The organism is Spongiactinospora rosea (assembly GCF_003315795.1).
GTDB lineage: Bacteria > Actinomycetota > Actinomycetes > Streptosporangiales > Streptosporangiaceae > Spongiactinospora > Spongiactinospora rosea.
Genome location: NZ_QMEY01000006.1, coordinates 172,952 through 185,380 on the forward strand (window position 1 = coordinate 172,952; position 12,429 = coordinate 185,380).

At 70.6% G+C, this 12,429-nt stretch carries 9 protein-coding genes and 1 riboswitch; of the genes, 6 read left to right on the plus strand and 3 right to left on the minus strand.

Annotated elements, in window-relative coordinates; genetic code table 11:
- Positions 1–3 precede the first annotated feature (3 nt).
- Positions 4–1,221, minus strand: a complete 1,218-nt coding sequence (locus DP939_RS16965) for a DUF6716 putative glycosyltransferase (protein WP_113981676.1) — start codon at positions 1,219–1,221, stop codon at positions 4–6.
- The gene (locus tag DP939_RS16970) at positions 1,218–2,288 is read right to left on the minus strand and encodes a hypothetical protein (protein WP_113981677.1); all 1,071 of its coding nucleotides are present in this window, start codon (positions 2,286–2,288) and stop codon (positions 1,218–1,220) included. Before DP939_RS16970 ends, DP939_RS16965 begins: the two co-directional genes overlap by 4 nt.
- Positions 2,289–2,514: 226 nt before the next feature.
- A riboswitch (cyclic di-AMP (ydaO/yuaA leader) is annotated at positions 2,515–2,668 on the plus strand.
- A gap of 8 nt (positions 2,669–2,676) precedes the next feature.
- Between DP939_RS16970 and DP939_RS16975 the strand changes: the two genes are divergently transcribed.
- The 3 genes from DP939_RS16975 (at position 2,677) to DP939_RS16985 (ending at position 5,381) form a co-directional block, all read left to right on the plus strand.
- Positions 2,677–3,324 (plus strand): CHAP domain-containing protein, encoded by a 648-nt coding sequence (locus DP939_RS16975; RefSeq protein ID WP_225878301.1) that lies wholly within the window; start codon positions 2,677–2,679, stop codon positions 3,322–3,324.
- 186 nt (positions 3,325–3,510) lie between these two features.
- Positions 3,511–3,927, plus strand: coding sequence for an SSI family serine proteinase inhibitor (locus DP939_RS16980; RefSeq protein ID WP_147268026.1), 417 nt, complete (start codon positions 3,511–3,513; stop codon positions 3,925–3,927).
- Positions 3,928–4,040: 113 nt separating this feature from the next.
- Positions 4,041–5,381, plus strand: coding sequence for a class II 3-deoxy-7-phosphoheptulonate synthase (locus DP939_RS16985; RefSeq protein ID WP_199565209.1), 1,341 nt, complete (start codon positions 4,041–4,043; stop codon positions 5,379–5,381).
- 73 nt (positions 5,382–5,454) lie between these two features.
- Here DP939_RS16985 and trxA read toward each other — a convergent pair whose 3' ends face one another.
- On the minus strand, positions 5,455–5,835 hold the full coding sequence (gene trxA, locus DP939_RS16990) for a thioredoxin (RefSeq protein ID WP_113981874.1): 381 nt from the start codon (positions 5,833–5,835) through the stop codon (positions 5,455–5,457).
- Positions 5,836–5,931: 96 nt separating this feature from the next.
- Between trxA and DP939_RS16995 the strand changes: the two genes are divergently transcribed.
- The 3 genes from DP939_RS16995 (at position 5,932) to DP939_RS17005 (ending at position 12,419) form a co-directional block, all read left to right on the plus strand.
- A complete protein-coding gene (locus DP939_RS16995; RefSeq protein ID WP_113981680.1) occupies positions 5,932–6,597 on the plus strand; it encodes a TenA family protein in 666 nt (221 codons plus the stop codon).
- Positions 6,598–6,734: 137 nt separating this feature from the next.
- A complete protein-coding gene (locus DP939_RS17000; RefSeq protein WP_113981681.1) occupies positions 6,735–9,242 on the plus strand; it encodes a S8 family serine peptidase in 2,508 nt (835 codons plus the stop codon).
- 183 nt (positions 9,243–9,425) lie between these two features.
- The gene (locus DP939_RS17005) at positions 9,426–12,419 is read left to right on the plus strand and encodes a S8 family serine peptidase (RefSeq protein WP_225878302.1); all 2,994 of its coding nucleotides are present in this window, start codon (positions 9,426–9,428) and stop codon (positions 12,417–12,419) included.
- Positions 12,420–12,429: the final 10 nt, after the last annotated feature.

Below are 12,429 nucleotides of genomic sequence, written 5' to 3' on the forward strand. Positions count from 1 at the left end.
TGGTCAGCCGATGGACTTGAGGTAGCGGCGCACCCGCCGCTTGGCGCGGTAGCCCACGCGCAGCATGCCGGGCGGCACCTCCACGCGCATCCGCGCCCGGCGGCGGGCGGCGACGTCGGCGGCGCCCTGCAGCAGTGACCGCGCCGGGACGAGCCGCCCGGCGCGGGCGTCGCCGGCCAGGGCGGAGAGCCGGGGATGCCAGTCGGCGGCGCGCGGGTCGTGGAAGTAGTTGGCCTGGCACCACCGGGCGTCCGGCTCGCGGAAGACGCCCTTGGCCAGCTCGTCGAGGTCGCCCAGGCACCCGCTGTCCTCGAACACCAGGTTGATCATCTCGGCGCTGACCCCGAAGTCCGAAAGGACCAGCAGCGGCACCGACTCGGCGATGGCCTCCAGCGCCGCGGTCGAGCTGACCGTGACGAACCCGGCCGCCCTGGACAGGTGCTCGTGCATCGGCCCGTCGGCGAACCGCACGGCCCCGCCGCGTACCCGGCCCTGGGCGGCCAGTTCCATCCACAGCCGCTCGTAGTGGTAGCGCTCGTTGTGCGTCTGGCGTTCGGTGTCGCGGGCGCGGAGCTTGACCACCACGTCGAGGTCGGGCCTCCGCTCCCCCAGTTCGGCGAGGGCCAGCAGGATCGACTCGCGCTCCTCGCGCCGCCTGGGCACCTTGGCCTGGGTCGCGAACACCACGCGGTCGCGGGGGCCGGACGCCCGGCCGGCCGTGCCCTGGCCGAGGAAGGGCAGCCTGGCCAGGCCGACCGCGCCGCCGCCGCCGAGTTCGGCGCCGAGCGCGGCGAACTCGCGCACCTCGCGGGTGCTGTGCACGATGAACAGGTCGCAGCCGCTGCGGAACCGCCACGCCTTCTCGGTGGCGGGCACGGAGATGCCGGGCAGCCCGGAGACGAACACCGGGCGGGGGCGCAGGCCCTCCAGGATCTCGGCGCCCAGCACGTCGACCACCGGGCCGGTGCAGGCCAGCAGTATCGCGTCGGGGGCGAACCGCTCGGCGGCCCGGCGCAGCCGCCGGGCGGTGAGCACCTCGGGCAGGGCCTCCCCGGCCGCGGCGCGGGTCCCCGCGACGGCCGCGGCGATCTGCCCGGAGGAGGGCGCGATCGGGGTCCTGATCAGGGTGAGCAGGGCCTCGTCACCTGGGGGGAGCCCGTCGAGCAGGCACGCGGCCCACTTCAGATACGAGTCCGAGTCGGCCACCGCCAGGACTTTCAAGATGTGACTCCAATGTCGTGAGTGCCGTGATCGTGATGGGCGAACATCTGCAGGTGCGAGCGCAGGGACGGCGCCGCGTCGGCGGTCCACCACTCGTCGGGCACATCAACGGTCTCCACGGGCACGCCGCGCGGGGAGAGCAGCACCCGCAGCGAGGTCACGGCCGTGGACGGCAGGCTCACCACGCGCTGTCCCCGCGACAGCCCGCGCAGCGTGATCTCGGCGGGGGCCCCGCCGTCGTACACGTGGACGCCCGGCTGCTCCCTGACCAGGTCGAGGTCGGCGGGGTCCTCGCGGCGGTGCGGGAAGTAGGCGACGGGGGCGCGTTCGGCCAGATCGGCCAGCCAGCACAGGTAGGGGTCGCGGTGGATCAGGCCGTTGCGCACCAGCGAGGTGCCGAGCACGATGGTGCGCTCGTCCGGCTGGGCGGCCTCGCCGGGCCGGGCGCGCAGCCAGGGGAAGTCGTGGGTGACCAGTTCGGCGCCGGTCGCGCGTACGGCGGCGGCCAGCTCCTCGGGCACGGGCAGCGCGGTGAACACCGAGAGCCTGCCCCGGCGGGCGGCCAGGCGCAGCCGCAGGCCCGCCGCCGTGCCCAGGGCCGAGCGCAGCAGGCCGCGGACCGGGCCGGTGCGCACCGGGCGGGCGCGCAGCAGGGGCGGCAGGGCGCGGCCGCTGAGGAGTTCGAGCAGGCGGATGGTGGCCAGGCCGTCATCGACGATCACCACGCGGCGCGCGGCACCGGAGACCAGGCGCAGCTGGACCTTGCCGGAGAAGGCGTCGCCCACCACCCAGGTGCCACCGCGCGAGGGCCGCGGCATTTCGCTCTGAGCTGAATCGATCACGGAATGCGCAGGTAGGCCCATGCGGTTGAGTTCACGTCGGGTGGCGGCAAGAGCGGGCAGCTTGGCCCGCGGCACGATGCGCGTCCCGCTTCCGAGCAGGCCGGCATGGTGGGCCTCCACGGCGCAGAGCATCTGCAGCGGTGACTCCACCCAGGCCACGGCCGACCCCTGCTCCCGCGCGTGGCGCCGCCGACCGTCCTCCACGCCGGGTGATGACCCGTTCACGACGTCATCACCCTAGACATGGGGGATTACGGGCTCGGGAAGCCTCAGTGAACACCGGAATACAAGATTCCGTCTGTAGGACCTTTGCCCGATTTGCCCTCGTATGTCACCATGTATTACCTTTCACGGAGTTTGCGGCAGAGCCCCCCTGCGTCGCAGGTCAGAGCGTTGCCGCGACTTTTGCAAACTGCATAGCGCCCAGTCACGGCAGGAACCCCCTCCAGCCGGGGCGCAACCGCCGAGTCCGCGATACGCGGAGCCGGGGACCCAACCTCTCCCATGGGGTGAATCGGCAGGCCCGCCCACGGGCGGCCAGCCGTAGGGCCGACTTCCAGGCCCGAACCCGTCAGCTAACCCGGTAGGCGGCATGGAAGCAAGGAGTCCCCCTTTGTTCCTTCATCGGATCGCCCATGCCGGAAAGACCCGGCTGCTCGGCGCCGCGCTGGGTACCGCCGTGTTCGCCGGCGCCCTGACCGGCGTGCAGGCCGCGCACGCCGACACCCCCACCGACACCACCGCGGCCACCGCCCAGACCCAGCAGGCCGTGAAGGCGCAGGACGTCATCAACCTGGCCCTCACACAGGTCGGCATCAGCGAGAACGCCGCCGGTGGCGGCACCAAGTTCCATCAGTGGTACATGGCGTCGCCGCGCGCCCTGGAGACGGTCGCCCGTGACGGCGGCAGCGTGAGCGCGTACGCCAACGCGCCGTGGTGCGCGATGTTCGTCTCCTGGGTCGGCGAGGAGGCCGGAGCCCGTCCGTCCGTCGGATGGGACGCCTACACCGTGACCCACGCCAAGTGGTTCAACGACAACCAGCGCTGGGGCACCACGCCCAAGCCGGGCGCGGTCGTGTTCTTCGGCTGGAACGGCGGCAAGCGCTTCGACGACATCGACCACGTCGGTTTCGTCATCCAGGACAACGGCAACGGAACCCTCAAGACCATCGAGGGCAACACCGGCAACGGCAAGGTCGAGGTCCGGACCCGGCCCACCAGCCAGGTGGTCGGCTACGGCTACCCCGACTACGCCGCCTGACCCTCGCCTCATCAGGTCACGCCCCGATCCCGGCGGCGGGCCACCCCCGGAACCCCACGGCCCCGCGCCACGGTGACCCCGTGGCGCGGGGCCGTTCGGTCTTGCCGGGGCGAGCCGCGAACACGCTTCATGAACACTCCTCGTAGTGGTAAAGTGACAGTGAGTATTACCGCCAGGAGGTGGCCCATGTCAACCGCTCGCCCGCCGGTCCGCGGCGTGGTCACCCTCTCGGCCGCGGCCGTGGCCGCCGCCGCCCTCGCCGCCGCCTTCCCCGCACAGGCCAAGGTCCCCCAGTCCATGCTGGGCGTCACCCGGCACGACCTCACGGACGGCGACATCCGCCACTGGTCGCTATTCTGCGACCCCGACGGCGGCACCCACCCCGAGGCCCGCCGCGCCTGCGACGACCTGCGCGCCGTCGAGGGCGACCTGACCCTCCTGCGTGCCCGCTACCGATCCGCCCACTGCGTGGGCGGCCACACCCCCGTCCGCGTCGAGATCCGCGGCAGCTGGCACGGCCACATCGTCGGCTTCCACGCCCACTACCCCAACGCCGCCTGCCCCCACGGCACCGCCCCTTCCGCCACTCTCGTCCCCGGCTGACCCACCCGTTTCGTCCCGTGGGGTATACAGCGGGGCTTCGGCGTACAAAGAGCTTTCTCATTGTGTGGACATCTGGCTGGTTGACCCCGTCCTGTGCAATAGCCTGATATGCCGTGAGCGCAGAATCGATCGATCTGGATTCCTGGCGAGACCTGCCCGCGGCCCAGCAGCCCGACTGGCCCGACCGCGGCGAGCTCGACAAGGTCGTGGCCGAGCTGGCCGGGCTTCCGCCCCTGGTGTTCGCGGGGGAGTGCGACCAGCTCAAGACCGAGCTGGCCGCGGTGGCCCGCGGCGAGGCCTTCGTGCTGCAGGGCGGTGACTGCGCCGAGACCTTCGCCGGCGCCACCGCCGACGCGGTGCGCAACAAGCTGAAGACCCTGCTGCAGATGGCGATCGTGCTCACGTACGCGGGCAAGGTCCCGATCGTCAAGATCGGGCGGATGGCCGGGCAGTTCGCCAAGCCCCGCTCCAAGCCCACCGAGGTGCGCGAGGGCGTCGAGCTGCCCGCCTACCGGGGCGACATGGTCAACGGCTTCGACTTCACCCCCGAGTCCCGCGCCCCCGACCCGTGGCGGCTGCTGCGGGCCTACCACTCGGCGGCGGTGACGCTCAACCTCTGCCGCGCCTTCACCAAGGGCGGGTACGCCGACCTGCGCCAGGTGCACGCCTGGAACCAGGACTTCGTGGCCGGTTCCCCCGCCGGTCGCCGCTACGAGCGGCTGGCCAGGGAGATCGACCAGGCGCTCGCCTTCATGCGCGCCTGCGGGGCCGACCCGGAGGAGTTCCACACGGTCGAGTTCTACTCCTCGCACGAGGCGCTGCTGCTCGACTACGATCGGGCGCTCACCCGGATCGACTCGCGCACGGGCCTGCCGTACGACGTGTCGGCGCACATGGTCTGGATCGGCGAGCGCACCCGCCACCTCGACGGTGCGCACGTGGAGTTCTTCAGCCGCATCCGCAACCCGATCGGCGTCAAGCTCGGGCCGACCACCTCGGCCGAGGACGCGCTCGCGCTGATCGAACGCCTCAACCCGGACAACGAGCCGGGCCGGCTGACGTTCATCACGCGGATGGGCGCCAAGAAGATCAGGGACACGCTGCCCCCGCTGGTGGAGAAGGTCACCGCGGGCGGCGCGGTCGTGGGCTGGGTGTGCGACCCGATGCACGGCAACACCTTCGAGGCCCCGAGCGGGCACAAGACCCGGCGCTTCGACGACGTACTCGACGAGGTCGCGGGGTTCTTCGAGGTGCACAGGGCGCTGGGCACCCACCCCGGCGGCATCCACATCGAGTTCACCGGCGACGACGTGACCGAGTGCGTCGGCGGCGGGCACGAGGTGGTCGAGGACGACCTGGCGCTGCGCTACGAGACCGCCTGCGACCCGCGGCTGAACCGCGGGCAGTCGCTGGACCTGGCCTTCCGGGTCGCCGAGCTGTACCGCTCGGCCTGAGCGGGCGACCCGCCCCTACCGCGGCGAAGGGGAGCCGTCCACCGGCTCCCCTTCCGCACGCTTCGCGCTACGGTCAGCTCTGCTGCTTCTGCTCACCGTCCAGCTCGGCGGCGAGCTCCGCCCGGATGGCGTCCATGTCCAGCGCCTTGACCTGGCCGATCAGGTCTTCCAAGGCCGGGGCGGGCAGGGCGCCCGGCTGGGCGTAGACGACGATCCCGTCCCGGATCGCCATGATGGTCGGGATCGACGAGATCTCGAAGCCCTCGGCGAGGCCGGACTCCGCGTCGGTGTCGATCTTTCCGAACGTGATGTCCCCGTGCTTCTCCGACGCCTTCTCGAAGACCGGCCCGAACTGGCGGCACGGACCGCACCAATCGGCCCAGAAGTCGAGCAGGACGATGCCCTCATCGGCGATCTCGTTGAAGTTCTTCTCGGTTACCGCGACAGTCGCCACCAGTGGCTCCTCGCTTCCGGCGTTCACTTGACAGCCCACATAACCATGTACCCTTCGTGGGCATTCCTACCATGGTCCACTATTCAGGAGTCCCGCATGACGCGCTATGGCGAAAGCCCGGAAACCGCGACCTTCAGTGAATGGCTGCGCGCGAGCAGTGAGCCCGACTGGTCCGCGGTCGTCGGGCATCCGTTCGCCACCGCCATCATCCGCGGCGAAGCCGACATGCGGCGCTACCTCGTCCAGGACTTCCAGTTCGTGGACTCCTTCACCGCGCTGCTCGGCGCGGCCGTGGCCGCCGCCGGCTCCTTCGAGGCGCGGGTGCCCTACGGCCGGTTCCTCGGCCAGATCGCCACCGACGAGGAGCGCGGCTACTTCCACCGGGCGCTCGCCGCCCTCGGCGAGGACCCGGCCGCCGCGCCCGCGCCGGAGCCGGTGACCGCGGAGTTCCGGGCGCTGATGGACGAGGCGCGCAGCGGTCAGGACTACCCGGTGATCGTGGCCGTGCTGTGCGTGGCCGAGTGGAGCTACCTCGGCTGGGCCTCGCGGGCGCGGGAGCCGCTGCCGGAGGGCTTCTTGCACCGGGAGTGGATCCAGTTGCACGAAGGGCCCGAGTTCCGGGCGTGGGTCGGCTTCCTGCGCGGCGAACTGGACCGGCTGGGCCCCGGGCTCCCGGCGGACGAGCAGGCCCGCGTCCTTGACGCCTTCCGGCGCGCGACCGTGCTGGAACGCCGGTTCTTCGACATGGCGGCCAGAATCTGAGCAAATCATTTCAGTTACCCTCTGACATTCCGCTGCACACTGTTAGAGGAATATTGAAATGACGCATGAAAAGATCTAGGAAATCTAGAATACGTTTTCGGAGGACATATAGATCATAACCTCGTGAAGGAGATCAGATGTCCCGTCAATTACGGTCCCCGGCCTCGCGCCGGAGCCCGGTCCGGCTGCTCATCGGCCTGGTGGCCGCGGCCGGCCTGTTGTTCCCCCAGGGTGCGGCGCACGCCGCGCCGTACCGCGCCCCAGGCGATGACAAGATCGCCAAAGCGGTCGCCACCGATCTGAAGGACGGCAAGGCGACCTTCTTCGTCCGCCTCGCCGGTGAGGCGAACGTCTCGGCCGCCCGCAGGGCCGCCACCAAGCAGGCCAAGGGCAGGGCGGTTTACGCGGCCAAGACCGCGCACGCGAACAGGTCCCAGGCCAGGCTGCGAAAACTGCTGACCGAACGCAAGGCCGCGTTCACCCCGTTCTGGATCGCCAACATCGTCAAGGTGACCGCCGATCCGGGACTGGCGACAGAGATCGCGGCGCTGCCCGAGGTCACCGCCATCGAGCCGATCGAGAAGGCCGACCCGCCGAAGCCGCGGCCGGGCAAGGCCCGGGCGAAGATCGACGCGGCCGAGTGGAACATCGACCGCATCGGCGCGCCACAGGTGTGGACCGACCTGAAGAACCTGGGCGAGGGCGTCGTCGTCGGCATCATGGACAGCGGCGTGGACATCGAGCACCCGGACCTCGCGGGCCAGTACCGCGGCACGAGGGCCGACGGGTACATGGACCACGACTACAACTGGACGGCGCCCGAGGGGATGTGCCCGAGCGCCGCCCCGTGCGACCCCCACTACCACGGCACGCACGTCACCGGCACCATCGTCGGCAAGAGCGGCATCGGCGTCGCGCCCGGCGCCAAATGGATCGCCGCCGGGGGCTGCTGCGACGAGAGCGCGCTGCTCGCGGGCGGTCAGTGGATGCTCGCGCCGACCGACGTGAACGGCCAGAACCCCCGGCCCGACCTCGCCCCCGACATCATCAACAACTCCTGGGGCGGCAAGGGGTACAAGGACACGTACGAGACGATGGTCAGCGCGTGGGTGGACGCGGGGATCTTCCCGATGTTCGCCATCGGCAACGACGGACCGGCCTGTGGCACCGCCCACTCCCCCGGGATGTTCACCGAGAGCTACGCCTCCGGCGCGTTCGGCGCGGACAACGCGGCGGCGAGCTTCTCCAGCCGCGGCGCAGGCGAGAACGGCGAGCTCAAGCCCAACATCTCCGCCCCGGGCGACGGCATCCGCTCCTCGATCCCCGAAGGCGGCTACAAGACCATAAGCGGCACCTCGATGGCGTCTCCGCACGTGGCCGCGACGGTCGTGCTGATGCTGTCCGCCGCGCCCTCGCTGCGCGGTGACGTCGCCGCCGTCCGCGCGCTGCTCGACAGCACGGCCATCGACGGCGACGACACCACGTGCGGCGGGACCTCCCAGGACAACAACATCTACGGGGAGGGCCGGCTGGACGCGTACGCCGCCGTCCAGGCCGCGCCCGACGACCCGCTCGGCACGCTGTCCGGGACGGTGACGTCGACGATCGGCGTGCCCGTGACCGAGGCCGACGTGACGGTCACCGGCCCGCTCGGCCGTACGGCGGCCTCCGGCGGCCAGGGCGCCTACTCCGTCCGGCGCCTGCCTCCCGGCACCTACCAGGTCACCGCGTCGCGGTTCGGATACTCCCCCACGACCACCTCGGTGACCATCGTCGCCGGTCAGACCACCACCGCCGACCTCGCCCTGACCCTGCGCCCGCACGCCCCCGTCTCCGGGACGATCAGCGTGGCGGGCGTCCCCGAGAAGGGCGCCACGGTGAAGGTGGCCGGTACGACCGCCGAGGCGGTCACCGACGCCGCGGGCCACTACCAGCTCGGCCTTCCGCACGGCTCCTACCGGCTGGAGGTCAGCGCTTCCTCGCGTTGCGTGGGCACCGCGAGCGAGCAGATCACCGTGGCCGGGAGCGTGACCAAGAACGTGGACCTGCAGGTGCGGCACGACACCTTCGGGTACACCTGCACGAGCGGCACCGAGCCGTACGTCGCGGGCACCCAGCGCCTCACCCAGATCGACACCAAGCAGGTGGAGGAGCTGACCCTGCCGTTCCCCGTGCCGCTGTACGGCACCGCCCGCTCGGATCTGTGGGTCAGTGCCAGGGGATTCGCCTCGTTCATCGAGCCCGACGTGCCCGACAACGAACCGCTGCCCAACCCGGGCCTGCCCAACCTCGCCGTCTACCCCTTCTGGGAGAACATCTGGGTGGACGCGCAGGCCGGCGTCTACACCGCCACGGTGGGCACGGCCCCGCACCGTTCGTTCGTCATCGAATGGCGGAACGTCACCTTCAACGACGGCAATGACCGGCGTTTGTCGTTCTCGGTACTGCTCGGTGAGGACGGCACGATCGGCTACCGCTACAAGGACATCGACGCCTGGCGCGACCAGGGTCTCAGCGCCACGATCGGCCTGGAGAACCAGGACGGCAGCGACGCCTTCGAATACTCCTACAACGCCCGCGTGATCAGCGAGGGCCGGAGCCTGACCTTCACCGCCCCGGCCGTCCCGCGCCGGACGCGACCGTAAGGACTCCACCGGCGGGCGCGGTCCTTCCGGGCCGCGCCCGCCGCATGTCGTGAGCAAATTCAGCAGAATCGCCGCCGTCGCTTTTCGCTTATTTAGACGAGCGGACAACTGGAAAGTCAATTGCTTTGGGATACATTTCCTTCGGCCGGGATGAAGATCCTCCCCAGTACGAAGGGAAAGCACGTGTCCGATCCCTTACGACGTCGGCCCCGCCCCCGGACCCTCAGCCGGGCGCTGGTCGGGCTGCTGGTCGTTCTCCCCATCCTCCTGCCGCAGGTTCCGGCGCACGCCGAACCGGGCGCCGAGAAGATCACCGCCGCCGTCCGCACGGATTTGAAGGACGGCAAGGCCACCTTCCTCGTCCGCCTCGGCGGTAAGGCCGATCTCAGCGCCGCCCACCGGGCCACCACCAAGGACGCCAAGGCCAAGGCCGTGCACGGGGCCCTGACCGCGCACGCGGGCAGGTCCCAGGCCGGGCTGCGAAAACTGCTGACCGAACGCAAGGCCGAGCACACCCCGTTCTGGATCGTCAACGCCATCGAGGTGACCGCCGATCCGAAGCTGGCGAACGAGATCGCCGCGCTGCCCGAGGTCGCCGCCCTCGATCCCGTCCGTAAGGACGAGGCCCAAAAGCCCAGGCCGAAACCGGCCAAGGCGCAGGCCAAGGCGGCCGCGGTCGAGTGGAACATCGACCGGATCGGCGCGCCGCGCGTGTGGGACGAGCTGAACGACCGGGGCGAGGACATCGTCGTCGGCGTCCTCGACACCGGAGTGGACATCGACCACCCGGACCTCGCGGGCCAGTACCGCGGCAACCGGCCCGACGGCTCGGTGGTCCACGACTACAGCTGGTTCGACCCGGGCCGCACCTGCCCCGAGAGCGCCCCGTGCGACCGCACCGGGCACGGCACCCACGTGACCGGCATCATCACCGGCCAGAACGGCATCGGGGTCGCTCCCGGCGCCAAGTGGATCGCCACCGCCGCGAACAACTCGACGAGCGGGAAGATCCTGGCGGGCGAGTGGATGCTCGCCCCCACCGACCTGAACGGCCAGAACCCCCGCCCCGAACTGGCCCCCGACATCGTCAACAACTCCTGGGGCTCGGAAGGCTCCGACCCCTATTACAAGGACATGGTCAACAGGTGGGTCGACGCGGGCATCTTCCCGGTGTTCGCCAACGGCAACACCGGTCCGGAGTGCGACAGCGCCAGCAGCACCGCGAAGTACGCGAGCAGCTACGCCGTTGGAGCCGTCGATGTGAACGACGCCATCTGGACCGACTCCTCCCGGGGGCCCGGTGACAACGGCGAGGTGAAACCCGACATCGCCGCCCCCGGCGTCAACATCCGCTCGTCGTTGCCCGAGGGCGAGTACGGCATGCTGAGCGGCACCTCGATGGCCACCCCGCACGTGGTCGCCACGGTCGCGCTGATGTGGTCGGCCGCGCCGTCGCTGCGTGGCGACGTGCCCGCCACGCGGGCGCTGCTGGACGGCACCGCGATCGACACCGCGGACCTGACCTGCGGCGGAACGGCCGGGAACAACAACGTCTACGGCGAGGGCCGCCTGGACGCCTACGCCGCGGTCCAGGCCGTGCCCGACGACGCGCTCGGCGACCTGGGCGGCACCGTGACCGCGAACGGCTCGCCCGTGTCCGGGGCGGAGGTGAAGGTCACCGGGCCGGTCGGCCGTACGGCCGGCACGGGCGCCGGCGGCGGCTATGCACTGCTCCGCCTGCCCGCCGGGACGTACCAGGTCAGCGTGTCCAAGTTCGGCTACGTGCCCGCCACCTCGACCGTCACCATCGCCGACGGCCAGACCGCCGATCACGACGTCACGCTGACCCTCAAGCCGGTGGCGGTGGTCAGCGGCACCATCACCACGGACGGCGACCCCGAGAAGGACGCCACGGTCGTCGCGTCCGGCACTCCGGTCAAGGCCGTCACCGACGCCTCGGGCCACTACCAGATGACCCTCCCGCACGGCTCCTACCAGCTCGACGTCGCCGGTGCCTCGCAGTGCGTCGGCACCGCGACCGCGGACATCACCGTGGCCGGGAACCTGACGAAGAACTTCGACCTGCCGGTGAAGCGGGACGACTTCGGCTACACCTGCACCAGCGGCACCGAGCCCTACGTGGCGGGCACCGAGCCGCTCACCGTCACCCCGGGGATAGGGCAGGAGGTGGCGCTGCCGTTCCCGGTGCCGTTCTACGGACAGTCCAGGTCCCGGATCTGGGTGGCCACCCTGGGCTTCGCCTCGTTCGCCGGAGACGTGGTGTTCGACAACGAGCCCTTGCCCGGGCCGCTCGAACCCGACCTCGCCGTCTATCCCTTCTGGGATGACCTGAGGATGGAGACGCAGTCCGGGATCTACACCGCCACCGTGGGCACGGCCCCGCACCGATCCTTCGTGATCGAATGGCGCGACGTCAGGCCGGCGGCGGACACCTTCGAGATCATGTCGTTCTCCGCGCTGCTCGGCGAGGACGGCACCATCAGCTACCGCTACAAGGACATCGGCCCGGCGGTCGAACAGGGCAGCAGCGCCACCATCGGCATCGAGAACGCCGACGGCACCGACGCCCTCCAGTACTCCTACAACACCGCCTCCATCCGCGACGGGCAGAGCCTGACCTTCACCGCCAAGGACCACGGCGTGGTACGCGGAAAGGTCACCGACGCCAACGACGGCCAACCGCTCGCGGGCGCGACCGTCGAATTCCCACACGTGGCCACCTTCACCACCGCCGCCGACGGCACCTACGGCGGCCAGGTACGCGCCGGAACCCACCAGGCGAAGGTCTCCAAGGACAAGTACGGCACGCTCACCCAGAGCGTCACCGTCCCCGCGACCGACGTCACCACCAACGACGCCGCCCTCATCACCGGCAAGGTCACCGCCTCCCCCACATCACTCACCCTGAACGGCACCACCAGCGCCACCATCACCCTCACCAACACCGGCACCGCACCCACCCCGTACGAGGTGACCACCGAGGACGCCTGGCTCACCGCCACCCCCGCCACCGGCGGACTCCTGCAGAACCAGTCGGCCACCATCACCGTCACCGCCGCATCCCCAGGACCCCACACCGGAAAACTCCTCATCCACTCAGCCAGCGGACGACAGCCGACCATCGAGATTCCGGTGACCGTCACCGCCGCCGAATAGAGAAGCCGTG